Origin of the sequence: Streptomyces sp. NPDC057565 (assembly GCF_042801455.1) — a bacterium.
Lineage (GTDB): Bacteria > Actinomycetota > Actinomycetes > Streptomycetales > Streptomycetaceae > Streptomyces > Streptomyces yanii.
In genome coordinates this window covers 37,741-61,179 of the sequence record NZ_JBHVFU010000013.1, presented here as the reverse complement: position 1 = coordinate 61,179, position 23,439 = coordinate 37,741, and the positions used below count along the sequence as shown (strand labels likewise).

The window sequence follows — 23,439 nt, the reverse complement described above, 5'->3', positions numbered from 1 at the left end:
TCATCAATGCTCCGGCCCGTGACGGGCCACCGCGGCGAAATCCAAGGAGAACCACACATGCAACTGCGCGAGAGCGCCGCGCACCAGGAGCTGCGGCGGGAACTGCGGGCCTACTTCGCGGGCCTGATGCCCGAGGATGAACGCCGTCGCGTCGGCGAGGAGGGCGTGGGCGGCGACCGCTTCCGCGAGGTCGTCAAGCGGCTCGGCTCGGACGGCTGGCTCGGCATTGGCTGGCCCACCGAGTACGGCGGCCAGGGCCGTTCGGTGGAGGACCAGTACGTCTTCTTCGACGAGGTCCAACGCGCGGGTCTGCCCTTCCCGTTCGTCACCGTCAACACTGTCGGTCCGACCCTCATGGCCCACGGGTCCCAGGAGCACCGCAGGCGGTTCCTGCCCGGCATCCTCTCCGGCGACATCGTGTTCGCGATCGGCTACACCGAGCCCGGGGCCGGCACCGACCTCGCCTCGCTGACCACCCGCGCGGTCCGGGACGGCGACTCGTACGTCGTCGACGGCAGCAAGATCTTCACCAGCGGCGCCAACACCGCCGACTACGTATGGCTCGCCGCCCGCACCGATCCGGACGCCCCCAAGCACAAGGGCATCTCCATCCTGATCGTGCCCACCGCCGACGACGGCTTCTCCTGGAGCCCCATCCGCACTGTCGGCGGCATGGTCGTCACCGCGACGTACTACAGCGGGGTGCGCGTCCCCGCCGCCGACGTGGTCGGCGACGTGGACGGCGGCTGGCGGCTGATCACCGCCCAGCTGAACCACGAACGCATCGGCCTCGCCGCTCTCGGCGGCCGGATGATCCAGCTGTGGGAACGGGTACTGGACTGGGCCCGGGAGAACGGCACGGCCGACATCCCCTGGGTCCGACAGGAGTTCGCGCGTACGTACGCCCGGCTGGAGGCGATGCGGCTGATGAACTGGAAGATGACCTCCGCCGTCGCCCGGTCCGCGCTGACCGGTGCCGACGCGGGCGCCGCCAAGGCGTACGGAACCGAGACCCACATCGCCGTCCAGCGCGGGCTGACCCAGATCCTCGGTGCCGCAGGCCGCATCCGGCCCGAGTCGCCGGGAGCCGCTCTCGCCGGACAGGTCGAACAGCTCTCCCGGCAGGGCATCGTGAACACCTTCGGCGGCGGCGTCAACGAGATCCTGCGCGACATGGTCGCCACCCAGGGCCTCGGGCTGCCGCGCAAGGGGCGTGGCGCATGACCGGGCACGGCGAGCAGCCGCAGCCGGGGTACGAGGAGCGGCTGCAGGCCTTCACCGGGCGCGAACTGCGTGCCACCACAGCGGCGCAGGACCCCGTCAACCAGCCGATGATCCGGCACTGGGCCGAGGCGATGGGCGACACCAACCCGGTGTACACCGACACCGAAGCGGCCCGTGCCACCGGCCGCGAGGGAGTGGTGGCGCCCGCGTCGATGGTCCAGGCGTGGACGATGCGCGGGTACGCGGCCACTGTCGCCCCGCCGGCCGACGGGGCGAGCGGCTTCGACGAACTCGTCGTCCTGCTCGCCGAAGGCGGCTACACCTCCGTGGTGGCCACCGACTCCGACTGCACCTTCCTGCGGGAGCTGGTGCCGGGGGACCACGTCTCCGTCCGCGAGACTGTCGAGTCGATTTCGGCGGAGAAGAAGACCGGACTCGGCACCGGACGGTTCGTCACCACTCTCAAGACGTACACCGACCGGGACGGTGAGACGGTCGCAACCCAGCGGTGGCGGACACTGAGGTTCCGGCCCGCGCCCGAAGAGGCACCGGCACCCGCTGAGGTACCGGCTCCCGCAAAGGCCCCGGCTCCCGCCCCCGCCCTGCGACCGCGCCCCGCGGTCAACCGTGACAACGCCTTCTTCTTCGAGGGCGCGCAACAACACCGGCTGCTCATCCAGCGCTGTGCCGCCTGCTCCGTACTGCGCCACCCCCCGGGCCCGTGCTGCCCCGAGTGCGGCTCACTGGAGTGGGACACCGTCGAGGCCGCCGGCCACGGCCACGTCTACAGCTTCGTCGTGAACCACCATCCACGGCACCCGGCCTTCGACTCGCCCTACCTCGTCGCCGTCGTCGAACTCGCCGAAGGCACCCGGCTCATCACCAATCTGACCGGCGTCGCCCCCGACGAGGTCACCATCGGCATGCCCGTGGTTCTCGAATGGCTCGACGCCGACCCCGATCCGACCCTGCCGGTGTTCCGGCCCGCCCCGACGGAGGCACCCTGATGGATTTCTCCCTGGGAGAAGAGCTCGAAGCGGTCCGTGACCTGGCGCGCGAGATCCTCACCGACCGTGTCACGCCCGAGCGGCTGCGTGAGGTGGAGACCTCGGCGGGCCGCGTCGACGAACAGCTGTGGGCGGACCTCGCCACGGCCGGGCTGCTCGCGGCCGTCCTGCCCGAACAGGACGGCGGAGCGGGACTCGGCATGGCCGGGCTCTGCGTCCTCCTGGAGGAACAGGGGCGGTGCGTGGCCCCGGTGCCGCTGTGGCCCGCGCTGGCCGGTGCGCTCACCGTAGGGGCGTACGGCACCGGAGCGCAGCGGGCACACCTGCTGCCGGATCTCATGGACGGGACGAGCCGACTGACCGTCGCGCTGGAGGAGTTCGGCCCCGTCGGCCCTCTGGCGCCCCGCACGACCGCGGTCGCCGACGGACCTGGATGGCGCCTCAACGGGGTCAAGGCCGTGGTGCCCGCGCCCGCCGGTACCCGCCACGTCCTGGTGGCCGCCGCCACCGGCACCGGGCCGGGCCTCTTCCTCGTCGCCCCGGACGCCACGGGGGTGAGCTGGGAGTACGCCGAGACCACCAGCCACGACATGAGCGCCCACCTCACCCTTCACGACGCCCCGGCCGAGCCCGTCGGCACACCGGGCGGCGGGGCCGTCGCGCACCTCGTGCGGAACGCCTTCGTCGCTCTGGCCGCCGTCCAGGCCGGGGTGGCCGACGGGGCGCTGGCCCACGCGGCCGGACATCTGCGCGAGCGGGAGCAGTTCGGCCTCCCGCTCGCCACGTTCCAGGCCGTCCAGCACCAGTTGGCCGACTGCTACATCGACATCGAGGCGATGCGCGTCACCCTCTGGCAGGCCGTGGACGCACTGGCGGAACCCTTCGACGAGGAGAACGCCGACCGGGCCGCGCTGGTCGCCAAGTGGTGGGCCACCGAAGGAGGCCTGAACACCGTGCACCGGGTTCAGCACGTGCACGGCGGCATCGGCGTCGACACCGACTACCCCGTGCACCGGCACTTCCTGTGGGGCAAGCAGATCTCCACCACCCTGGGCGGCGCGGGCGCCGACCTCGAACGCCTCGGAGCCCTGCTGACCGGTGCGGCGGTGACCTCATGACCCCGCACCGGGGCATGCTCCCGCCGTCCCGCACCTACGACTCGGTGGCCGTGGGCGACGTACTGCCCGAGCTGCCGATCCCGGTCACCCGCACCCTGATCGTCGCCACCGCACTTGCGAGCCGCGACTACCAGGACGTCCACCACGACCCCGAACTGGCCCGGGAACGCGGCGCCAAGGACATCTTCATGAACATCCTGACCAGCAACGGGCTCGTCGACCGGTACGTCACCGGCTGGGCCGGGCCCGCGTCCGTCGTCAAGGCCATCCGGATCCGGCTCGGCGCCCCCAACCATCCGGGCGACACGATGGTGCTCTCCGGCACGGTCACGGGGAAGTCCGACGCGGACCGCCACGTCGAGATCGCGGTCAAGGGCACCAACAGCCTCGGTGCCCACGTCACCGGGAAAGTCTCGGTGCAGCTGCCGGGGGAGGACCGATGAGCGCCGTCCCGCTGTCCGGGGCCGCGGCCGTGGCCGGTATCGGCGCCACCGAGTTCTCCAAGAACTCCGGGCGCAGCGAACTCCAGCTCGCCTGCGAGGCCGTGCTCGCCGCGCTCGCGGACGCGGGCCTGGCCCCCCGCGACGTCGACGGGCTGGTCACCTTCACCGCGGAGACCAACGCCGAGATCCACGTGGCACGCAACACCGGAATGGGCGACCTCACGTTCTTCTCCCGTATCGGGTACGGCGGCGGAGCCGGCTGTGCCACCGTGCAGCAGGCGGCCATGGCCGTGGCCACCGGGGTCGCCGACGTGGTCGTCTGCTATCGGGCGTTCAACGAGCGCTCCGGCGAGCGCTACGGGCTCGGGCAGGCCGCCCGCCCCATGGACACCACCGCCGACCGCGCGGCATACGCCTGGATGACCCCCTTCGGGCTGAGCACACCCGCCCAGTGGGTGGCCATGTTCGCCCGCCGCTACCTGCACGAATACGGCGCCACCACCGACGACTTCGGCCGGGTCGCCGTCGTCGACCGCAAGCACGCCGCGAACAACCCGGCCGCATGGTTCCACGGCCGCCCCATCACCCTCCAGGACCACCGCGAATCCCGCTGGATCGCCGAACCGCTGCGCCTGCTGGACTGCTGCCAGGAGACCGACGGCGGCCAGGCCCTGGTGATCGTGTCCGCCGAACGCGCACGCGATCTGTCGCACCCGCCGGCGGTGATCCGCTCGGCGGCCCAGGGGCTCGGAGCCGACCAGCACATGATGACCAGCTACTACCGGCCGACGATCACCGGAATTCCCGAAATGGGCCTGGTCGGAAGGCAGTTGTACGGACAGAGCGGCCTCGGCCCCGACGACATCGACGCGGCCGTCCTCTACGACCACTTCACCCCGCTGGTCCTTCCGCAGCTGGAGGAACTGGGCTTCTGCAAGCCCGGCGAGGCGAAGGACTTCATCGCCGACGGCCACCTGGAGCTCGGCGGCCGGCTGCCCTTCAACACGCACGGCGGGCAGCTCGGCGAAGCGTATCTCCACGGCATGAACGGCATCGCCGAGGGTGTCCGGCTGGTCCGCGGCACCTCGGTGAACCAGCCGGAGAAGGCCGACCACGTCATGGTCACCGCCGGCACCGGAGTGCCCACCAGCGGTCTGATCCTGGGAGCCGACCGATGACCGTATCCCCGTGGCAGGGCCGCGAACTCGGCACCCGTACCGTCTCCTGGACCGCGCGTGACGCGATCCTGTACGCGCTCGCGGTCGGCGCCCCGGCCGACCGGCTCGACCTCGTGTACGAAGAGCGGCTGCGGGTACTGCCCACCTTTGCGCTGACCCTGGCTCAGTGGGCGCCCGACGCGCTCGGCGCACTCGGCGCCTTCGACATCACCACTGCCGTGCACGGCAGCCAACAGCTCGTTGTGCACGGTGGGTTGGCGCCCTCGGGTGAGCTGACCACCACGGCGCGTGTCTCCGCCGTCCGGGACAAGGGCACCGCCGCCGTATTCGACGTCGAGGTGTCCTGCGACGTCTTCACAGCCACCTGGTCGATCTTCGCGCCTGGCTGCGGAGGCTTCGGAGGCGAACGCGGCCCGTCCGCCCCTCGCCGCCCGGACCGGCCGGCCGAACACGCCCTGACCGTGGCCACGCACGCCCGGCAGGCGGCCTTCTACAGGCTGCTCGGCGACCGGCACGCCATGCATATCGACCCGGAGGCGGCGAAGGCGGCCGGGATGGACCGGCCGTTCCTGCACGGGCTGTGCACGCTCGCCACGAGCCTGCTTCCGCTGGCCGACGCCCTGGCCGTGCACCCGGCCGAACTGGCCGAACTGGACGCCCGGTTCGCCGCCCCGGCGTTCCCCGGCGACCGGCTCGACCTGACCGGCTGGGCCGACACCCCGGGCCCGGAAGGGACCGGTGACCGGGCCGTGCGCTTCGAGGCCACGGCCGGCGACGGCCGTGCGGTGCTCACCGGTGGCCGGGCCCGCTTCCGCACCACCCCCGACCGGACGGAGAACCCCGATGCTTGATCCCGCGCAGCGCGCCGAGGCCGCCGCGGTGCTGTGGGCCGCCCAGTGCGACCGCAGCCCCGTGGAGCCGCCCACCACCACCTGCCCGGGCATCGACGCGGCCGACGCCTACGAGATCCAGCTGATCAACATCCGCCGGCAACTGGCCGAGGGCCGCACCGTTCGCGGGCACAAGGTCGGCCTGTCCTCGAAGGTCATGCAGCAGATGATGGGCGTCGACGAGCCGGACTACGGTCATCTGCTCTCCGACATGGTGCTGCCTGAGGGGACCCCGGTCGAGGCGGACCGCTACTGCTACCCCCGGATCGAGGTCGAGATCGGCTACGTACTCGGCCGGAGCCTGCCGGGGGAGGGGTGCACCACTGAGGACGTCCTAGCGGCCACCGAGTACATCGCCCCGAGCCTCGAACTCATCGACAGCCGGATCAAGGACTGGAGGATCGGGCTCGCCGACACCATCGCGGACAACGCGTCGTCCGCCGGAGTGATCCTCGGCTCGGCCCGGGTGCGGCCGGGCGGACTGAACCCGGCCGATATCGACGCCGTCCTGTACCGGGACGGTGAGGAGATCGCCCGGGGCAACACCAGTGCGGTGCTCGGTGACCCCACCGAGGCCGTCGCATGGCTGGCCCGCAAGGTCGCGTCCTTCGGGGTGCGGCTGGAGGCGGGACACGTGATCCTGCCGGGGTCGTGCACCAAGGCCGTCGACGTACGGCCGGGGGAGACGTACCGGGCCGACTTCGAAGGTCTCGGGTCCGTCTCCGTCGGCTTCGTCCACTCAACGGGACACCACCCGGCCAAGAACTGAAATAAATACTAGTTTCGTGGATGTGGCGCACCCTGGTGGCAACCTCCGGGGTGCGCCCGCGTATCCAGCGGATCGACGGAACACGGAATGAGGCAGCATGAGCGCGACGCACACCCCCTCGGCGAAGACCCTGGAGGGTCGCACCGCCGTCGTCACCGGTGCGGGAGCGGGGCTCGGCCGCGCCGAGGCGCTGGCACTCGCGGCGCTCGGCGCCAATGTGGTGGTGAACGATGTCGGCCCGTCGGCCGAAGACGTGGCCGCCGAGATCAAGGCCCTCGGTACGGGAGCCGTCGCGGTGACCGGTGACGTCGGCGAGTGGTCCATGGGCGACCGGCTGGTGCAGGCCGCCGTCGAGACCTTCGGCAGCCTGGACATCGTCGTCAACAACGCGGGCGTCCTCCGCGACAAGATGCTGTTCAATCTCACCGAGTCCGACTGGGACGACGTCATCCGGATCCACCTCAAGGGGCACGCCGGAGTCTCCCGTGCCGCAGCCGTGCACTGGCGCGCGGCAAGCAAGGCGTCCGGCGCCCCGGTCTACGGCCGCGTGATCAACACCTCGTCCGAGGCCTACCTGTTCGGCGCCCCCGGCCAGCCGAACTACTCCGCAGCCAAGGCCGGCATCACCGCGCTGACCCTGGCCACCTCACAGGGTCTGACCCGCTACGGCGTACGCGCCAACGCGATCTGCCCGCGGGCCCGCACCGCGATGACCGCCGACGCCTTCGGCGAGGGCGCGACCCCGCCCGGCGGTCTCGACATCATGGCCCCCGAGCGCGTCGCCACCCTGGTCGGACACCTGGCCTCACCGGCCGCCGACGAGATCAACGGCCAGGTCTTCGTCGTCTACGGCGACATGGTCGCGCTGCTCGCCCCGCCGTCCGTGGAACAGAAGTTCACCGCCGCGGACGGCACCTTCACCCCGGCCGAGCTCGACGAGCAGCTGACGGGGTACTTCCGCGGCCGCGACCCGCACCGGACGTACGCCGCCTACAGCGTTGCCGGACTCGACACGACAGGGACCCAGCAGGCCGGGTGAACGACGGGCCCACCCCGGCGGGCACCGCCGGGGTCAGCCGGCGTCAGGCCCGGGGGCGAGCAGGAGGTGGCACGCCATCCGCAGGTCGGCGTCGGCCTCCTGCGGAGTGAGCCGCTCGTTCAGCCGCGACTGCAGCACGCCGTACCAGAGCAGGATCAGCAGCCGCAGACGGGTGATGTGGTGATCCGTGGGCTCCTCCACACCCCAGGCCCGCAGCAGCAGATCGATGAACCCCGAGTCGATCCGCGCCAGGTCCGGGACGGTCGAGGCGCGGGCCGCGTTCGCCGACTGGATCATCGCCGTGGCGAGGGCCGGCCTGCGCAGCAGATTCCGCGTCGCGCTGCCCAGCGTCTCGAACACGGCGTCCTCGGGCGAGGTGTCCGCAGGACGCTCGGGCACCCGGGCCGCGAATCCCTCGATCTGGTCGGCCATCAACGCGGTGAACAGGTGGGTCTTCGACGGGAAGTACCGGTACAGGGTGGCGATGGCGACCCCCGCGGACTTCGCGACCTCCTGCATCTGCACCCGCTCGAGACCCGTCGAGGCGGCGATGTCGGCCGCCACCTTCAGGATGCTCTGACGGCGGGCGCGCTGCCGGGGCGAAGTGGGCTCGGCCCCGGGCCTGGCCTCGGCGATTCTTGGCACGCGCTCCCTCCCGGAGCTCGGTGGTCTCTACGGCTGCACAGACAATACGCCGGGCCCGGCCACGCGTCAGGTGCCGTTCCCCCCGCCGTACCGGTCAGCGGGACAGTCCCCACCGGTGCCACGCCGGACGGGGTCTGCTGAGGCCGCACACCACCGAGCGGCAGAAGGGGCACCTCATGCGGGACGGCCAGGGCTGGGACGCCACCCACGACGTGATCGTCGTCGGGTCCGGCGCGGGAGCGATGACCGGGGCCCTGGTGGCCGCCGGGGACGGCCTCGACACCGTCGTACTGGAACGGACGGCGCTGCTCGGCGGCACCTCCGCCTACTCCGGGGCCGCCTGCTGGCTGCCCGGCACCCAGGTTCAGGAACGGGCCGGCCTCGGTGACTCCACCGAAGCGGCCGACGCCTATCTGCGGGCCCTCACCGGCGACACCGAGGCGGAGCGCCGGGACGCCTTCCTGCGTCACGCCCCCGACCTCGTCGCCCGGCTGGAGGACGACCCCGCCGTCGAGTTCGAGTGGCGCGCCTTCCCCGACTACGTGGCCGCCCCCGGACGCATGGACGCCGGCCGCTCCTTCGTGCCGCTCGACCTGGCGCCGGAGCTGCTCGGCGACCTGCTGCCCCTGGTACGCCCGGTCATCGACCGGGACCGGGCGGGCCGGGGCCACCGGGCCGGCGCACCGCTGACCGCGGGCCGCGCCCTGATCGGCCGCCTGCTGCTGGCCGCCACCCGCACCGGGAACGCGCGGGTCCGCACCGAGCACCACGTCACCGGACTGGTCACCGAGGACGGCCGGGTCACCGGCGTCGAAGCACGGACGCCGGACGGCACCGTCCGGATCCGCGCCGGGCGGGGTGTGCTGCTGGCCGCGGGCGGCTTCGAGGGCGATGACGCCCTGCGCGCCGAGCACCGGGTGCCGGGCAGTGCCGCATGGAGCATGGCACCCCGCGGGACCAACACCGGGGAACTGCTGCGCGCCGTCGTCGAAGCCGGTGCCGCCACCGGACTCATGGACGAGGCATGGTGGTGCCCCGGGACCGAACTCCCCGACGGATCGGCCGCGTTCACTCTCGGTCTGCGCGGCGGCCTGATCGTGGACGGCTCGGGGCGGAGGTTCGCCAACGAGTCACTGCCGTACGACCGCATGGGCCGTGCCATCGCCGCCGTGGTGGGCGCGAGCGCGCCCACCTACCTGATCTTCGACTCCCGTGAGGGCGGCGCCCTGCCCGCCATCACAGTGCCCTCCACCGACCCCGCGGAACACCTGGCGGCCGGCACCTGGGTGCGGGCGACTCGCTGCCGGAGCTTGCCGCTCTCATCGGCGTACCGGCAGAAGCGCTGACGGACACCGTCGGACGTTTCAACGGCTTCGCGGCCGACGGCACGGACGAGGACCACCACCGCGGCGAGGACCCCTACGACCTGTTCTTCGCGGACACCAGGAACGCCCCGGGGCCCAACCCCTGCCTGGTCCCCGTCGACCGGCCGCCGTACTACGCGGCCCGGCTGGTCCTCGGGGACCTCGGTACCAAGGGCGGTCTGCGCACGGACGTGGACGCCCGCGTCCTGGACACGCAGGGCCGCCCGCTGAACGGCCTGTACGCCGCGGGGAACACCAGCGCGTCCTTCACCGGACGCGTCTATCCCGGCCCGGGCGTTCCCATCGGCACCGCCATGGTCTTCGCCTCCCTGGCCGTCCGGCACATGGCCGGGCAGCCCTCCGACGCCACCTGACCCGGAGCATCCCCGGGCGTCCCGGCCAGTGGGACGCCCGGGGCGCTGCCCCGGAAGAGCGCTTTACGGTCGCGGCACCGCGCCGACCGGTACAAGAGAGGTACTCCATGATCGACAAGCACCTTTACGGACCGTGGGCGGTCGTCGCCGGAGGGTCCGAGGGAGTCGGCGCCTCGTTCGCCGACCGGCTCGCGGACGCCGGGATCAACCTGGTCCTCATCGCCCGCAAGCCCGGCCCCCTGAACGAGACCGCCGAAAAGGTGCGCGCCAAGGGCGTCGAGGTCCGCACCCTCGAACTCGACCTGCTCGACCCCGCGGCCCTGGAATCCGTCCGTGCGGTCACCGACGGCCTCGAGGTCGGTCTGCTGATCTTCAACGCCGGAGCCAACAGCTACGGCCACGAGTTCGTCTCCGGCGACCTGACCCGTGTCCAGGGAGTCCTGGACCTCAACATCACCGCGCAACTCGCCCTCACCCACCACTTCGGGGCCCTGATGAAGGAACGGGGCCGGGGCGGCATCATGCTGGTCGGCTCGCTCTCCGGATACCTGGGCCAGGCGCAGATCAGCGTCTACTCGGCGGCCAAGGCCTTCAGCCGGGTCTTCGCCGAGGGCCTGTGGCTGGAACTGCGGCCGCACGGTGTGCACGTCCTGGAACTCGTTCTCGGAGTCACCCGGACGCCCGCCATGGAGCGTGCCGGGCTGCGCATGGATCTGCCCGGCCTGCGCGTGGCCGAGCCGGACGACGTCGCCAGGGAAGGCCTGGAACACCTCGCCGACGGGCCCGTTCTGGTCGCCGGAGGCAATGCCGGGGTCGCGGAGAAGCGCAGTGGGTTCCCCCGCGCCGAACTTGCTCTCGCCGCCGACGAGGCCTCCAGGAAGATGCTGCCGCCCTCTTCCTGATGTCGTGTCAGCAACCAAACGTCGCCCACGATCCTGACATTGCGTCAGTATCCGACCGTCGCCCGCAGTGCGCGCGCCGTCCGTCCCCTCCCGGAGAGCAGATGAGCGAAACCGAACACCCCCTCACGATCCCCGGCGCTCTCGATCTGGCCGAGAACCGGCACCCCGGCCGGGAAGCGGTCGTGGACGGTGACGTACGGCTGACCTGGGGGCAGTTGCGCAACCTGGTACGGGCGGCCGCGAAATCGCTGATCGCGCTCGGCATCCGGCCCGGCGACCGGATCGCCGTCTGGGCGCCCAACAGCCACCGCTGGATCGTCGCCGCGCTCGCCGCCACGTCGGCCGGCGCGGTGCTGGTCCCCGTCAACACCCGCTACAAGGGTGCCGAGGCGCGCCTGCTCCTGCAACGCAGCTCCGCGCGGCTGCTGTTCGTCGAGAACGGCTTCCTGGGCAAGGACTACCTGTCCATGCTGACCACCGGCGACGAAGGAGCGGCGGAACCCCAGCCGGCCGCACTGGAACGGGTGGTGACCCTCGATGCCACCACCCCGGCCGGCACCCTGCCCTGGGAGGAGTTCCTCCGGCACGGGGCGGACCTGCCGGACGCCGAGGCTGCGGCCCGTGCCGCCACCGTGCACCCCGACGATCCCTCCGACCTGCTCTTCACCTCGGGCACGACCGGCCGCCCCAAGGGCGCTCTGACCACGCACCGGCAGAACCTCGCCACGTACTGGGCCTGGAGCGGCCGGACCGGGGTCACCGGCGACGACCGCTACCTCGTCATCAACCCGCTGTTCCACTGCTTCGGCTACAAGGCCGGTGTACTGGCCTGCCTGCTGCGGGGCGCCACGATGGTGCTGCAGCCGGTGTTCGACGTGGACCGGGCCCTGCGCGCCGTCGAGGCCGAGCGGATCACCGTACTGCCGGGCCCGCCCACGATCTACACGGAACTGCTCGACGCGCCCGGCCGGGACCTCTTCGACCTGTCGTCGCTGCGGCTGGCGGTGACCGGTGCGGCCGTCGTACCGGTCGCCCTCGTACGGCGCATGCGCGGCGAGCTCTTCCCCGAGGTGCTCACCGCCTACGGACTGACCGAGACCTGCGGCACGGTCACCGTGTGCTCGGCGGAAGACGACGCCGAGACCGTGGCCCTGACCGCGGGCCGTCCCATCGACGGCACTGAGGTACGCGTCGCCGACGACGACCGGCGCCCGCTGCCGGCCGGACAGGACGGCCGGATCCTGGTACGCGGCTACCACGTGATGCACGGCTACCTCGACGACCCGGAGGCCACCGCGGCGGCCGTCGACGCCGACGGCTGGCTGGACACCGGCGACATCGGCCACCTCGACGCCCGCGGCAACCTCGTGATCACCGGACGCTCGAAGGAGATGTTCGTGGTCGGCGGGTTCAACGTCTATCCGGCCGAGATCGAGCAGGTGCTCGCCGGTCATGACGCCGTCGCCGAGGCCGCCGTGGTCGGGATCCCGGACGCGCGCCTCGGCGAGGTGGGACGCGCGTACGTGACGCTCCGCCCCGGCACCGGGACGGAGCCGGACGAGCTCATCGGCCACTGCCGCGACCGGCTCGCCAACTTCAAGGTCCCCCGCGAGGTCGTGGTCCTCGGGACCCTTCCGCGCAACGCCACCGGAAAGGTGGACAAGACCGTCCTGCGGACGGTCTGACCGACACGCCTCACCGGGCGACAAAGGTATGGAGGACGGACTGTGGGCAACGAGGTTCTGGAATCGGTACGCGCCCTGCTGCCGGCCATCGAGAAGCGGGCCGTCGCCACGGACGAAGCGCGGCGCATCCCGGACGCCACGATCCGTGAGCTGGCCGGGGCGGGTGTGTTCCGGATGCTCCAGCCGACCCGGTTCGGCGGCCTGGAGAGCGATCCGGTCGACTTCTACGAGGTGGTGCGGGAGATCTCCGCGGTGTGCTGCTCCACGGGCTGGGTGGCGTCCGTCCTGGGCGTCCACCCCTGGCAGCTGGGCCTGTTCCCCGAGCGGGCGCAGCGGGATGTGTGGGGCGAGGACCGGGACACACGTATCTCCTCGTCGTACGCCCCCGTGGGCCGGCTCACCCCCGTCGACGGTGGCTACGAGCTGGCCGGCCGATGGAGCTTCTCCTCGGGCTGCGAGCACGCCTCGTGGGCTCTGCTCGGAGCCCTCGTCGTAGGGGCGCAGGGACGGCCCGTGGACTTCCTCACTGTCCTGGTGCCCCGGTCCGACTACCGCATCGAAGACATGTGGGACGTGGTCGGGCTCCGCGGCACCGCCAGCAACGACGTCGTCGTCGAGACGGCCTTCGTGCCCGCCCACCGGGTGCTCCGCAACTACGAACAGGCGCAGCTGAAGGTACCGGGGCAGCAGGTCAACCGGGGGCCGTTGTACCGGCTGCCGTTCGGCGCGATCTTCACCAGCGCCGTCACCGCGCCGGTGATCGGGGCCGTCTCCGGCGGCTACGCGTCGTACGTGTCGCGGATGAAGGAGAGGGCGCGGCTCAGCCTGGGCGGCGGCAGCTTCACCGACGACCCGTTCGCCCAGGTAGCCATCGCCCGCGCCGCCTCCGACATCGACGCGACCGTGCTCCAGATGGACCGAAACCTGCGCGAGCTGTCCGAACTTGCCGCCGCCGGGCGGGAGATACCCATGGAACTGAGGCTGCGCACCCGGCGCGACCAGGTCCGGGGTACCGAACGGGCCGTCGCCGCGATCGATCTGCTCTTCAAGACGGCCGGCGGCAACGCGCTGCGGCGCGGCAACCCCGTCGAACGCGCCTGGCGCGACGCCCACGCGGGCAGCGTCCACGTCGCCAACGACGTGGAACGCGCCCTCGCCATGTACGGCCGCGGAGCCTTCGGCCTGACGGTCGAGGACAACCTGGTCTGACCGCGCCGCCGCAGGGCCGCTGTCACGCGCGGGCGCGGAGCGCCGCCCGCGCGGGGAGGGTGACGGCGAGCAGGGTGAGGCCCACCACGGCCGCAGCGAAGGACCCGTACGCGAGCGGGGGTACGTACGGGGCCTCGCCGGTCAGGCCGCGCATCATCGGGACCAGGGTGGCCGCGGCGATAGCCGTGCCCAGGACGATGCCGGACGCCGCCACCAGCAGGCCCTCCCAGCGCAGCATGTCCATCACCTGCCGCCTGGTGGCGCCGACGAGGCGGAGCATGCCGAGCTCGCGGCGGCGGTCGAGAACGATCATCACGAGGGTGTTGGCGGCAGCCACGGCGGCGAAGCCGCCCGGGACCCCGGCCATCGTGTAGTTGGCCCAGGCGTTGAGCTCGCGGTCGGTGGTCTGCTCGACCGCGTAGCCGGATGCGTCGGTGACCGTGCCCAGCGGGGCGAGGGCCTCCGCCTCCCCGCCGCGTACCAGCAGCGTCGTGTCGAAGCCGGAGGTGACGTGGCCGGCCAGCGACGCGCGGTCCATGGTCACGGCAGCGAGGCCGAGCCCGCGGCCGTACACGGCGACGACCTCGGGGCTGGTCCGGGTGCCGTCCGGGAGGTACATCGGCAGCCTGTCACCGACCCCGGCCTTCGCGGACGTGGCGAGCGTCCTGTCGATGGCGACGCGGCCCTTGCCGATACGGTCCAGGCTGCCGCTGCGCACATCGAGGCGACGGACCATGGCGGCTGCTGGCGGATGCGGGGTGGGGATAACCCGAGGCCGGACGGTCACCGATCGTCAGGGACCGCCGTCTCCCGCGGTGCTCACCCCGTCCCGCCGCCCGATTTCGCCGCCAGATAGCGGGCGGGGAACTCCCCGCCGCCGTGCACCGCGAGGTCCGCCCCGTTGACGTATCCGGACAGGCCGCCCGCGAGGAACAGACAGGCGTGGGCGACGTCCTCCGGCACCGCCATCCGCGCCATCGGGATGACGCCCGCCACCGCCGCTCCGCCGTCCGCACCATAGACCGACGCCGCGCTCTCGGTCCGGATCAGCCCCGTGGTGATGTGGTTGACCCGGACTGCCGGTGCCCACTCCAGGGCGAGCGCCTTGGTGAGGGCCAGCAGCCCGGCCTTGGCCGCGGTGTAGGCAGCGGTGCCCGGCTGCGGGTCCTGGCCGGAGACACTGCCGATGTTGATGACCGACCCACCACCGTCCTGGGCCCGCATCACACGGTGGGCCGCCTGCGCCACGTAGAACGGCGCGAGCAGGTTGAGCGCGACGATCTTCTCCACGAAACGCGGCGAGACGGTGGCCGCATCCGCGTCCGGGGAACCGCCCGCGTTGTTGACGACCACATCGAGCCGGCCGAACCGCTCCACCGCGGCGTCCACCAAGGAGGACGCCGCCGCCGGATCGCGCACATCGGCCGGGACGAAGACCGCCTCCCGACCCCCGGCCGCCGGCAGGGTGTCCGGGGTGTTGCGGCCGCAGACCACCACATCCGCGCCGGCACCCAGGAACGCCCCGGCGACGGCGGCACCGATTCCCTTGGTGCCGCCGGTGACCAGCACCACACGCCCCGTGAAGTCGAACGGGCTGCCGATGTCCATGTGCCGTACGCCTCTCTCCGTCTGCCGGAACCCGCTCATCGGGCGGCCAGGCCGAGCCCGGCGGCGAGCCGCGCCCGGTGGTGGGCGGGCGGCCCGAACAGCTCGCCCGCCCCGTGCGCCCGCTTGAAGTAGCGGTGCGCGTCGTGCTCCCAGGTGATCCCGATCCCGCCGTGGAGCTGGATCGTCTCGCCGGCCACCGCCGAGAACGCCTCGGAGCAGACGGACTTCGCCACAGCGGCGGCCCGCGGCAGCGCCCCCGGGTCCTCGTCGGCGGCGAACGCGGCACCGAGCGCCGCCGAACGCGCCGACTCCACCAGGACGTAGGCGTCGGCCAGCCGGTGCTTGACCGCCTGGAACGAGCCGATGGGCCGCCCGAACTGCACCCGGTTCCTGGCGTATTCGACGGTGAGCTCCAGACAGCGCTCGGCCGCGCCCACCTGCTCTGCGGCGAGTGCCGTGCACGCCAGATCGCGCACATGCTCCAGGTACCGTCCGCCGTCGCCCTCCACGCCCAGCAGGCGTCCCTCGGCGCCGTCCAGCACCCACCGCGCCTGGGCCCGGGTCTCGTCCATGGTCACGACGGGCTCCCGGCGCACCCCGGCGGCGTCGGGCGCCACTTCGAAGAGCGACACCCCGCGTGCCGTACGGGCCGCGACGACCAGAACGTCGACGCCGTCGACGCCCGACCGGTCCAGCACATGCTCCTTGGTCCCGGTGATCAGCCGGCTGCCACCGGGGCCCGGCACGGCTTCGGCGCGTATCGCCTCCTGGTCCCAGGAACCCTGCTCGGCCCAGGCCAGGGTGCCCACGGAGGCGCCCTCGGCGAGCCCCGGCAGCAGCCGTCCGCACGCCTCGTTGTCACCGGAGGCCAGCAATGCCCCCACCGTGAGCACCGCGGAGCCCAGGCACGGCAGCGGGCTCAGGCTCCGGCCCAGCTCCTCCATCAGCACGTGGACGTCGCGGGCGCCGCCGCCCGCCCCGCCGTACTTCTCAGGCACGGCAAGACCAGCCGCACCGATCTGTGTCGTCAACGGCGACCAGGCGTCCTTGTCTTGATACTGCGCCAGCAACGACCGTACGGCCGATCGCAGCTCTTCCTGTTCCTGCGTCAGTCTCATCGGGCTGCTCCCTTCGGGCGTGCGGTCAGGTGGCCAGGACACGGGCCCGGCATGCGGCCGGGGTGCCCCACGCATCGCGCAGAGGACGGGCCTTGCGGATCCACAGTGACAGGTCGAGTTCGTCGGTGTAGCCCACGGCGCCGTGGAGCTGGAGGGCCGTGCGCGCCGCCGCGTATGCGGCCTCGCCCGCCGTGACCTTGGCCGCGGCGATGTCGCGGCCCGCCCCGCCGTCTCCCGCGGCGAGCGCCAGCGCGGCGCCGTGCACCAGCGGGCCGGCGAACTCCAGGGCCAGCAGGGTGTCGGCCAGCCGGTGCTTGACCGCCTGGAAGGAGCCGATCGCCACCCCGAACTGGGTGCGCTGCGTGACGTATTCGACGGTACGGGCCAGCAGGGTGCGGCCGACCCCCAGTGCCTGGGCGGCCGTGGCGAGCGCGGCCACACCGGCCGCGTACCCTGCGGCGGCCGCCACCTCGGGCCCCTGGGCGAGGACCGCCCCGCCCGACGGCCGTGAAAGCCGCCGCGCGGGGTCGGCCGAGTGCTGTACGGGCCCCGACCCGGCGGCGACGCGCACGGTGTCGCCGTCGGCCACGAACACCGTGTCGGCGGCGTCGGCGTCCAGGGCGTACGGGCCGAGAGAGGTCAGGCAGAGCGAGGCGACCGATGTGCCCGAGGCGATGCCGGGCAGCCTGTCGGCGGCGATACCGCTGTCGCCGAGCCGGTCCAGCAGGGCCGCCGCGGCAACCGTCTCGACCAGCGGCCCGGGGACGGCGTGCCGCCCCAGTGCCTCGAAGGCGAGGGTGAGTTCGAGGGGCAGCGGGCCGAACCCCTCGTGCTTCTCCGGCACGGCGAGTGCGAACACCCCTGCCTCGGCCAGCCGCGCCCAGACGGCCCGCCCCGGCCCGTGGTCGCCGGCCGCCCAGGACCGTATCGCGGCCGGGGTGTCGCAGGAGGTGAGCAGACCGTCGAGGGAGCGGGTGAACTCCCGCTGCTCGGCGTCCAGGAGGAAACGCATCAGCGGCGTCCCTTCGGCAGGCCGAGCAGCCGCTCGGCGATGATGTCGCGCTGGATCTCGTTGGTGCCCGCGTAGACGGGACCGGCCAGCGAGAAGGTGTATCCCTCGGACCAACTGCCGTGGTCCGGTGATTCCGTGGCGTGGTCGGCGAGTTCGCCGTACGGACCGAGCAGGTCGAGCGCCGTCTCGTGCAGCGCGATGTCCAGCTCGGACCAGTAGATCTTGTTGAGGCTGGAGGTGGGCCCGGGGGGCCCACCGTCGCCGTGCAGGACCTGGGAGACGCCCGCGTAGGAGAACAGCCGGTAGGCACGGGCCCCGATCACCGCGTCGGCGACCCGGTCCCGCAGCGCCGTGTCCGCCGGGTCGCCGTACTCGCGCCACAGGGCGGTCAGCCGGTCCGCGGCGGCGGTGAAGCGACCAGGACTGCGCAGGGTGAGCCCGCGCTCGTTGCCGGTGGTGCTCATCGCGACCCGCCAGCCCTTGCCGGGCTCGCCGATGACGTCCTCGTCCGGTACGAAGACCTCGTCCAGGAAGAGTTCGGCGAAGGCGGGCTTCCCGTCGAGCCGCCCGATGGGCCGCACGGTGACGCCCTCGGTGTCCAGCGGGAACATCAAATACGTGAGCCCCCGGTGCGGCCGGTCCGCGTCCGGGTCGCTGCGGAACAGGCCGAAGGCCCGGTCGGCGAAGGCTGCCCGGGAGGACCACGTCTTCTGGCCGCTGATCAGCCAGCCGCCCTCGGTCCGTACGGCCGTCGACTTCAGCGAGGCCAGATCGGAGCCGGACTCCGGCTCGGACCAGGCCTGCGCCCAGATGACCTCACCGCGTGCCATCGCGGGCAGGACCCGGGCCCGCTGCTCGGCGGTGCCGTGCTCGAAGAGGGTCGGGGCCAGCAGACTGATGCCGTTCTGACTGACCCGGCCGGGTGCCCCGGCCGCGTAGTACTCCTCCTCGAAGACCATCCAGTGCAGCAGGGAACTCCCGCGCCCGCCGAACTCCTCGGGCCAGGACACCACCGACCAGCGGTCGGCCGACAGGGCCGCCTCCCACTCCCGGTGGGCGGCGAAGCCCTCGGCGGTCTCCAGGGACGGCAAGGGGGTGGCCGGGACGTGAGCGGCCAGCCAGTCGCGTACCTCGGTACGGAACGCCTCGTCGGCCGCGTCGAAATCGAGGTCCATCAGGCGCCCGCCTCCTTCATCGCCCGGATGTCCATGCCGCCCAGCGCGTCCGGTGCGGTCTCGGCGTTGTGAGCGTGCGCCAGGTGGTGCAGGCCGAACACCGAGTCCATACCGGTGTGCATGCCCTGCAGGTCCTCGGCCTGGTTGACAGCACGCTTCGTCAGCGCCAGTCCCATGCGCGGCATCTCCGCGATGCGCTGGGCCAACTGCTCGGTCTGTGCGGCCAGTTCCTCCCGGGGGACGACCCGGTTGACCATGCCGACCTCGTACGCGCGCTGCGCGCTCATCCGGTCGCCGGTGTAGAGGAACTCCTTGGCGATCCGCGGCGGCATCACCCACGGGTGGGCGAAGTACTCGACTCCGGGAATACCCATGCGGACCACGGGGTCGGCGAAGAAGGCGTCCTCCGAGGCCACGATCAGGTCGCACACCCAGGCGAGCATCAGACCACCCGCCACACACGCGCCCTGCACGGACGCGATGACCGGCTTGGGCAGCTCCCGCCAGCGGCGGCACATCCCCAGATACACCTCGGACTCGCGGGCGAATCGGCTCTCCGCGCCCTCCTTGTCCGAGTGGTCCCACCACATTCCCGCCCGGCGCTCGAACGGTAGATGGGCGTCCCGCTCGGGGGTTCCGATGTCATGGCCGGCGGAGAAGTGCTTGCCCGCCCCGGCCAGGACGACGGTCTTCACCTCGCTGTCGTCGGCCGCGCGGTAGAACGCCCGGTCCAGGGCGTAGGTCATCGCGGAGTTCTGCGCGTTGCGGTAATCGGGCCGGTTCATGGTCACCGTCGCGACCGGGCCCCGCCTCTCGTAGTGCACCGGTTCGTCATGGGCAGCGGACATCGGCCCCTCCTTCCCTAACAAGTGTTTGGTAGATTAACGTACCCCCATGAGCAGCGTCGAGGAGTTCCGCACCGAGATCCGCGGCTGGCTGGCCGCCAATCTCACCGGTGCCTTCGCGGGCCTTCGCGGCCGCGGCGGACCCGGACGTGAGCACGAGGCCTTCGCCGAACGGCTGGCCTGGGAACGGCACATGGCAGCCGAAGGCTGGACCTGCGTGGGCTGGCCCGAGGAGTACGGAGGACGGGGCGCGACCATTGAGCAGCAGGTCGCCTTCCATGAGGAGTACGCCCTGGCCGACGCCCCCGCCCGCGTCAACCACATCGGGGAGCAGCTGCTCGGCCCGACCCTGGTGGCGTTCGGCACACCCGAGCAGCGGGCCCGCTTCCTGCCGCCGATCGTCGCCGTCGAGGAACTGTGGTGCCAGGGATACAGCGAGCCGGACGCCGGCTCCGACCTGGCGAACGTACGGACCAGGGCCGAGCGGGACGGCGAGGACTGGGTGGTCACCGGGCAGAAGATCTGGACGTCACTCGCCCACGACGCCCAGTGGTGCTTCGTCGTCGCCCGCACCGAGGCCGGCTCCACCCGCCACTCCGGCCTGTCCTATCTGCTCGTCCCGCTCGACCAGCCCGGCGTGGAGATCCGGCCGATCCAGCAGCTGACGGGCACCTCCGAATTCAACGAGGTCTTCTTCGACGGCGCTCGCACGCGCGCCGCACACCTCGTCGGTGAACCCGGCGACGGCTGGCGGGTGGCCATGGCCACCCTCGGCTTCGAACGCGGCGTCTCCACCCTCGGCCAGCAGGTTGGCTTCCGGCGCGAGCTGGAAACCCTGATCGACCTGGCCCGGCGCAACGGCGCCGCCGACGACCCGCTGATCCGCGACCGGCTCGCCCGCGCCTGGACGGGGCTGGAGACCATCCGGTGCAACGCCCTGCGCATGCTCGACGGCGTGGCGGCCGGCGCACCCGGTCCCGAGGCATCCATCGGGAAGATCTTCTGGGCCACTTGGCACCGGGAACTCGGCGAGCTCGCCATGAGCATCCTGGGTGCCGGCGGCATGACCGCCCCCCAGGCGCCCTACGAACTCGATGACTGGCAGCGGCTGTTCCTCTTCTCCCGCTCCGACACCATCTACGCCGGATCCAACGAGATCCAGCGCAACATCATCGCCGAGCGTGTCCTCGGCCTGCCCAAGGAGATCCGCCCGTGACCTCGCAGCCGCCCTACGTACCGGGCCATTCCCTCCTCGTCGGACGCACCGCGGTGATCACCGCGGCAGCAGGCGCCGGCATCGGCGGAGCGACCGCCCGCAAGTTCCTGGAGGAGGGCGCCCGGATCGTCATCGGCGACGCCCATGAACGCCGCCTGAAGGAGAGCGCCGCCGCCCTCGCGGAGGAGTTCGGTGCGGACAACGTCGCCGCACTGCCCTGTGACGTCACCGACCAGCAGCAGGTCGACGCCCTGTTCGCACTCGCCGTCGAACGCCACGGCGGCCTGGACATCGTCGTCAACAACGCAGGCCTCGGCGGCACCGCGGACCTCGTCGACATGAGCGACGACCAGTGGTCCAACGTCCTGGACGTCACCCTGAACGGCACCTTCCGCTGCACCCGCACCGCCCTGCGCCACTTCAAGGACCGTGGCACCGGCGGAGTCGTCGTCAACAACGCCTCCGTCATCGGCTGGCGCGCCCAGCGCGGCCAGGCCCACTACGCCGCAGCCAAGGCCGGTGTCATGGCCCTCACCCGGTGTGCCGCCCTGGAGGCGGCCGACTTCGGCGTACGCGTCAACGCGGTCGCCCCGAGCCTGGCCATGCACCCGCACCTGGTCAAGGTCACCACCCCGGAACTCCTGGCCGAGCTCACCGAACGCGAGGCCTTCGGCCGGTACGCCGAGCCCTGGGAGATCGCCAACGTCATCGTCTTCCTGGCCGGCGACTACTCCTCGTACATGACGGGGGAGACCGTCTCCGTCAGCAGCCAGAGGGCGTGAAGGCGATCACCGGACCCGCCAATGCCGAACGGCGTGCCGAGCTTCTGGCGACCGCAGCCGAGGTGTTCGCCGCCCAGGGCTACAACGCCACCACCGTCCGCCGCATCGCGGACGAGGCGGGGATGCTCGCGGGCAGCCTCTACTACCACTTCGACTCCAAGGAGTCGATGCTCGACGAGATCCTCTCGGCCTTCCTCGGCGAACTCTGGACGGGCTACGACACGGTCCTGGCCGCCGGACTGGGCCCGCGGGAGGCCATCGGGGCCCTCGTCACCCAGTCCTTCCGGCAGATAGACCGGCACGGACCGGCGGTGGCCATCTACCAGCGGGAGTCCAGGCACCTCTCCGCCCAGCCACGCTTCGCCTATCTCGCCGACTCCCAGCTGAAGTTCGAGAACGCCTGGCTGCGCACGCTGGAGCGCGGCGTGGCCGAGCAGGCCTTCCGCAGCGACCTGGACGTCCGGCTGGTCTACCGCTTCGTCCGCGACACCGTCTGGGTGGCCGCCTCCTGGTACCGCCCCGGCGGCACCCATAGCCCGGAGGAGATCGCCCGCCAGTACCTGTCGATGGTCCTCGCGGGCATCACCACGCACAACTGACTAATCATCACATCCCTTACCGAGGAGCAGTCATGGCCGAGGCCTACATCGTCGAAGCGGTACGCACCCCGGTCGGCCGGCGCAGAGGCGGACTGTCCGCCGTGCACCCCGCCGACCTCGGGGCCCATGTCATCAAGGCGCTGGTCGAGCGCAGCGGGATCGACCCGGCCGCGGTGGAGGACGTCGTCTTCGGCTGCCTGGACACCGTCGGCCCGCAGGCCGGGGACATCGCCCGCACCGCCTGGCTCGCCGCGGGCCTCCCCGAGGAGGTGCCCGGCACCACCGTCGACCGGCAGTGCGGCTCCTCCCAGCAGGCCGTCCACTTCGCCGCCCAGGGCGTCATGTCCGGCACCCAGGACCTGGTCGTCGCGGGCGGCACGCAGAACATGTCGATGATTCCCATCGCCTACGCCAGCCGCCAGGCCGCCGAACCCCTGGGGCTGACCGACGGCCCGTACGCCGGCTCCGAGGGCTGGCGCGCCCGCTACGGCGACGCCCCCGTCAACCAGTTCCACGGTGCCGAACTCATCGCGGAGAAGTGGGGCATCACCCGCGAGGACATGGAGCACTTCGCGCTCCGCTCCCACCAGCGGGCCCTGCGCGCCATCGACGAGGGCCGGTTCACCCGTGAGACCGTCGCCTACGGCGACGTCGCCGTGGACGAGGGCCCGCGCCGCGATACCTCGCTGGAGAAGATGGCCGGCCTCAAGCCCGTCGTCGAGGGCGGCCGGCTGACCGCCGGTGTCTCCTCGCAGGTCTCCGACGGTGCCTCGGCCCTGCTCATCGCCTCCGAACGGGCCGTCGCCGATCACGGCCTCACTCCCCGCGCCCGCATCCACCACCTCTCCGTGCGCGGCGAGGATCCGATCCGGATGCTGTCCGCCCCCATGCCGGCGACGGCGTACGCGCTGAAGAAGGCCGGGATGTCCATCGGAGACATGGACCTGGTCGAGATCAACGAGGCGTTCGCCCCGGTCGTCCTCGCCTGGCTGAAGGAGACCGGCGCCGACCCGGACAAGGTCAACGTCAACGGCGGCGCCATCGCGCTCGGCCACCCGCTCGGCGCCACCGGCGCCAAGCTGATGACCACCCTGCTGCACGAACTGGAGCGCACTGGCGGCCGCTACGGCCTCCAGACCATGTGCGAGGGCGGCGGCCAGGCCAACGTGACGATCATCGAACGGCTCTGAGACGCCGGGTCAGGAGACCGTCACCCGGTGGCCCGTAACAGGGCGGG

Annotated in this window: 23 protein-coding genes and 1 pseudogene; 17 read left to right on the top strand and 7 right to left on the bottom strand. The window is 72.1% G+C overall.

Annotated features, from left to right (window positions below; all coding sequences use genetic code 11):
- Positions 1–57 precede the first annotated feature (57 nt).
- The 8 genes from ACFU8W_RS23540 to ACFU8W_RS23505 all read left to right on the top strand — a co-directional run bounded on the left by ACFU8W_RS23540 (position 58) and on the right by ACFU8W_RS23505 (position 7,668).
- Positions 58–1,224 (top strand): acyl-CoA dehydrogenase family protein, encoded by a 1,167-nt coding sequence (locus tag ACFU8W_RS23540; RefSeq protein ID WP_384040433.1) that lies wholly within the window; start codon positions 58–60, stop codon positions 1,222–1,224.
- Positions 1,221–2,231, top strand: a complete 1,011-nt coding sequence (locus tag ACFU8W_RS23535; RefSeq protein ID WP_384040430.1) for a bifunctional MaoC family dehydratase N-terminal/OB-fold nucleic acid binding domain-containing protein — start codon at positions 1,221–1,223, stop codon at positions 2,229–2,231. Before ACFU8W_RS23540 ends, ACFU8W_RS23535 begins: the two co-directional genes overlap by 4 nt.
- Entirely contained in the window at positions 2,231–3,349 is a 1,119-nt protein-coding gene (locus ACFU8W_RS23530; protein WP_384040427.1) for an acyl-CoA dehydrogenase family protein, read from the top strand. Before ACFU8W_RS23535 ends, ACFU8W_RS23530 begins: the two co-directional genes overlap by 1 nt.
- Complete coding sequence (locus ACFU8W_RS23525; protein WP_384040424.1) at positions 3,346–3,792, top strand: MaoC family dehydratase; 447 nt, start codon at positions 3,346–3,348, stop codon at positions 3,790–3,792. The genes ACFU8W_RS23530 and ACFU8W_RS23525 overlap by 4 nt, the downstream gene beginning before the upstream one ends.
- Positions 3,789–4,970 (top strand): lipid-transfer protein, encoded by a 1,182-nt coding sequence (locus ACFU8W_RS23520; RefSeq protein ID WP_384040422.1) that lies wholly within the window; start codon positions 3,789–3,791, stop codon positions 4,968–4,970. The genes ACFU8W_RS23525 and ACFU8W_RS23520 overlap by 4 nt, the downstream gene beginning before the upstream one ends.
- Positions 4,967–5,821: a MaoC/PaaZ C-terminal domain-containing protein gene (locus ACFU8W_RS23515; protein WP_384040419.1), complete on the top strand. Its 855-nt coding sequence runs from the start codon at positions 4,967–4,969 to the stop codon at positions 5,819–5,821. The genes ACFU8W_RS23520 and ACFU8W_RS23515 overlap by 4 nt, the downstream gene beginning before the upstream one ends.
- Positions 5,814–6,629, top strand: coding sequence for a 2-keto-4-pentenoate hydratase (locus tag ACFU8W_RS23510; protein ID WP_384040416.1), 816 nt, complete (start codon positions 5,814–5,816; stop codon positions 6,627–6,629). The genes ACFU8W_RS23515 and ACFU8W_RS23510 overlap by 8 nt, the downstream gene beginning before the upstream one ends.
- 97 nt (positions 6,630–6,726) lie before the next feature.
- Positions 6,727–7,668: a 3-oxoacyl-ACP reductase gene (locus ACFU8W_RS23505; RefSeq protein WP_384040413.1), complete on the top strand. Its 942-nt coding sequence runs from the start codon at positions 6,727–6,729 to the stop codon at positions 7,666–7,668.
- Positions 7,669–7,701: 33 nt separating this feature from the next.
- On the opposite strand, the gene ACFU8W_RS23500 is transcribed toward ACFU8W_RS23505, so the two are convergent.
- On the bottom strand, positions 7,702–8,313 hold the full coding sequence (locus ACFU8W_RS23500) for a TetR family transcriptional regulator (protein ID WP_384040411.1): 612 nt from the start codon (positions 8,311–8,313) through the stop codon (positions 7,702–7,704).
- A 176-nt stretch (positions 8,314–8,489) separates the two neighbouring features.
- Between ACFU8W_RS23500 and ACFU8W_RS23495 the strand changes: the two genes are divergently transcribed.
- The 5 genes from ACFU8W_RS23495 to hsaA all read left to right on the top strand — a co-directional run bounded on the left by ACFU8W_RS23495 (position 8,490) and on the right by hsaA (position 13,847).
- A complete protein-coding gene (locus ACFU8W_RS23495) occupies positions 8,490–9,659 on the top strand; it encodes an FAD-dependent oxidoreductase (RefSeq protein ID WP_384040408.1) in 1,170 nt (389 codons plus the stop codon).
- The gene (locus tag ACFU8W_RS23490) at positions 9,596–10,051 is read left to right on the top strand and encodes an FAD-binding protein (protein ID WP_384040747.1); all 456 of its coding nucleotides are present in this window, start codon (positions 9,596–9,598) and stop codon (positions 10,049–10,051) included. Before ACFU8W_RS23495 ends, ACFU8W_RS23490 begins: the two co-directional genes overlap by 64 nt.
- A gap of 107 nt (positions 10,052–10,158) precedes the next feature.
- Positions 10,159–10,953 (top strand): SDR family NAD(P)-dependent oxidoreductase, encoded by a 795-nt coding sequence (locus tag ACFU8W_RS23485; protein WP_384040405.1) that lies wholly within the window; start codon positions 10,159–10,161, stop codon positions 10,951–10,953.
- Positions 10,954–11,054: 101 nt separating this feature from the next.
- Positions 11,055–12,638, top strand: coding sequence for a FadD3 family acyl-CoA ligase (locus tag ACFU8W_RS23480; RefSeq protein WP_384040402.1), 1,584 nt, complete (start codon positions 11,055–11,057; stop codon positions 12,636–12,638).
- Between the two features lie 42 nt (positions 12,639–12,680).
- Positions 12,681–13,847, top strand: coding sequence for a 3-hydroxy-9,10-secoandrosta-1,3,5(10)-triene-9,17-dione monooxygenase oxygenase subunit (gene hsaA, locus ACFU8W_RS23475; protein WP_384040399.1), 1,167 nt, complete (start codon positions 12,681–12,683; stop codon positions 13,845–13,847).
- 22 nt (positions 13,848–13,869) lie between these two features.
- Here hsaA and ACFU8W_RS23470 read toward each other — a convergent pair.
- The 6 genes and pseudogenes from ACFU8W_RS23470 to ACFU8W_RS23445 form a co-directional block, all read right to left on the bottom strand.
- Positions 13,870–14,586, bottom strand: a pseudogene (locus tag ACFU8W_RS23470) (ABC transporter permease); the annotation flags it as partial.
- Positions 14,587–14,666: 80 nt separating this feature from the next.
- Entirely contained in the window at positions 14,667–15,455 is a 789-nt protein-coding gene (locus tag ACFU8W_RS23465) for an SDR family oxidoreductase (protein ID WP_384040396.1), read from the bottom strand.
- 35 nt (positions 15,456–15,490) lie between these two features.
- The gene (locus ACFU8W_RS23460; RefSeq protein ID WP_384040393.1) at positions 15,491–16,573 is read right to left on the bottom strand and encodes an acyl-CoA dehydrogenase family protein; all 1,083 of its coding nucleotides are present in this window, start codon (positions 16,571–16,573) and stop codon (positions 15,491–15,493) included.
- A gap of 25 nt (positions 16,574–16,598) precedes the next feature.
- Positions 16,599–17,585, bottom strand: coding sequence for an acyl-CoA dehydrogenase family protein (locus ACFU8W_RS23455; RefSeq protein WP_384040390.1), 987 nt, complete (start codon positions 17,583–17,585; stop codon positions 16,599–16,601).
- A complete protein-coding gene (locus ACFU8W_RS23450; RefSeq protein WP_384040388.1) occupies positions 17,585–18,760 on the bottom strand; it encodes an acyl-CoA dehydrogenase family protein in 1,176 nt (391 codons plus the stop codon). The genes ACFU8W_RS23455 and ACFU8W_RS23450 overlap by 1 nt, the downstream gene beginning before the upstream one ends.
- A complete protein-coding gene (locus tag ACFU8W_RS23445; protein ID WP_384040385.1) occupies positions 18,760–19,608 on the bottom strand; it encodes an enoyl-CoA hydratase in 849 nt (282 codons plus the stop codon). The genes ACFU8W_RS23450 and ACFU8W_RS23445 overlap by 1 nt, the downstream gene beginning before the upstream one ends.
- Before the next feature lie 46 nt (positions 19,609–19,654).
- Here ACFU8W_RS23445 and ACFU8W_RS23440 point away from each other — a divergent pair, with 46 nt between their 5' ends.
- Genes ACFU8W_RS23440 through ACFU8W_RS23425 form a run of 4 tightly spaced genes read left to right on the top strand, consistent with a single transcriptional unit; the run spans position 19,655 to position 23,392 of the window.
- Positions 19,655–20,821 (top strand): acyl-CoA dehydrogenase family protein, encoded by a 1,167-nt coding sequence (locus ACFU8W_RS23440; protein WP_384040383.1) that lies wholly within the window; start codon positions 19,655–19,657, stop codon positions 20,819–20,821.
- Entirely contained in the window at positions 20,818–21,603 is a 786-nt protein-coding gene (locus ACFU8W_RS23435) for an SDR family oxidoreductase (RefSeq protein ID WP_384040380.1), read from the top strand. Before ACFU8W_RS23440 ends, ACFU8W_RS23435 begins: the two co-directional genes overlap by 4 nt.
- Entirely contained in the window at positions 21,600–22,202 is a 603-nt protein-coding gene (locus ACFU8W_RS23430; RefSeq protein WP_384040377.1) for a TetR/AcrR family transcriptional regulator, read from the top strand. The genes ACFU8W_RS23435 and ACFU8W_RS23430 overlap by 4 nt, the downstream gene beginning before the upstream one ends.
- Before the next feature lie 32 nt (positions 22,203–22,234).
- Positions 22,235–23,392 (top strand): acetyl-CoA C-acetyltransferase, encoded by a 1,158-nt coding sequence (locus ACFU8W_RS23425; protein WP_384040375.1) that lies wholly within the window; start codon positions 22,235–22,237, stop codon positions 23,390–23,392.
- Positions 23,393–23,439 lie beyond the last annotated feature (47 nt).

What these genes read in the sequence shown, in the direction of transcription:
- ACFU8W_RS23450 (WP_384040388.1), bottom strand. Translation starts at nt 18,760, where the DNA reads ATGGACCTCGATTTCGACGCGGCCGACGAGGCGTTCCGTACCGAGGTA.
- ACFU8W_RS23530 (WP_384040427.1), top strand. Translation starts at nt 2,231, where the DNA reads ATGGATTTCTCCCTGGGAGAAGAGCTCGAAGCGGTCCGTGACCTGGCG.
- ACFU8W_RS23515 (WP_384040419.1), top strand. Translation starts at nt 4,967, where the DNA reads ATGACCGTATCCCCGTGGCAGGGCCGCGAACTCGGCACCCGTACCGTC.
- ACFU8W_RS23465 (WP_384040396.1), bottom strand. Translation starts at nt 15,455, where the DNA reads ATGGACATCGGCAGCCCGTTCGACTTCACGGGGCGTGTGGTGCTGGTC.
- ACFU8W_RS23510 (WP_384040416.1), top strand. Translation starts at nt 5,814, where the DNA reads ATGCTTGATCCCGCGCAGCGCGCCGAGGCCGCCGCGGTGCTGTGGGCC.
- ACFU8W_RS23460 (WP_384040393.1), bottom strand. Translation starts at nt 16,573, where the DNA reads ATGAGACTGACGCAGGAACAGGAAGAGCTGCGATCGGCCGTACGGTCG.
- ACFU8W_RS23485 (WP_384040405.1), top strand. Translation starts at nt 10,159, where the DNA reads ATGATCGACAAGCACCTTTACGGACCGTGGGCGGTCGTCGCCGGAGGG.
- ACFU8W_RS23480 (WP_384040402.1), top strand. Translation starts at nt 11,055, where the DNA reads ATGAGCGAAACCGAACACCCCCTCACGATCCCCGGCGCTCTCGATCTG.
- ACFU8W_RS23520 (WP_384040422.1), top strand. Translation starts at nt 3,789, where the DNA reads ATGAGCGCCGTCCCGCTGTCCGGGGCCGCGGCCGTGGCCGGTATCGGC.
- ACFU8W_RS23440 (WP_384040383.1), top strand. Translation starts at nt 19,655, where the DNA reads ATGAGCAGCGTCGAGGAGTTCCGCACCGAGATCCGCGGCTGGCTGGCC.
- ACFU8W_RS23525 (WP_384040424.1), top strand. Translation starts at nt 3,346, where the DNA reads ATGACCCCGCACCGGGGCATGCTCCCGCCGTCCCGCACCTACGACTCG.
- ACFU8W_RS23455 (WP_384040390.1), bottom strand. Translation starts at nt 17,585, where the DNA reads ATGCGTTTCCTCCTGGACGCCGAGCAGCGGGAGTTCACCCGCTCCCTC.
- ACFU8W_RS23445 (WP_384040385.1), bottom strand. Translation starts at nt 19,608, where the DNA reads ATGTCCGCTGCCCATGACGAACCGGTGCACTACGAGAGGCGGGGCCCG.
- ACFU8W_RS23540 (WP_384040433.1), top strand. Translation starts at nt 58, where the DNA reads ATGCAACTGCGCGAGAGCGCCGCGCACCAGGAGCTGCGGCGGGAACTG.
- ACFU8W_RS23535 (WP_384040430.1), top strand. Translation starts at nt 1,221, where the DNA reads ATGACCGGGCACGGCGAGCAGCCGCAGCCGGGGTACGAGGAGCGGCTG.
- ACFU8W_RS23425 (WP_384040375.1), top strand. Translation starts at nt 22,235, where the DNA reads ATGGCCGAGGCCTACATCGTCGAAGCGGTACGCACCCCGGTCGGCCGG.
- ACFU8W_RS23495 (WP_384040408.1), top strand. Translation starts at nt 8,490, where the DNA reads ATGCGGGACGGCCAGGGCTGGGACGCCACCCACGACGTGATCGTCGTC.
- ACFU8W_RS23505 (WP_384040413.1), top strand. Translation starts at nt 6,727, where the DNA reads ATGAGCGCGACGCACACCCCCTCGGCGAAGACCCTGGAGGGTCGCACC.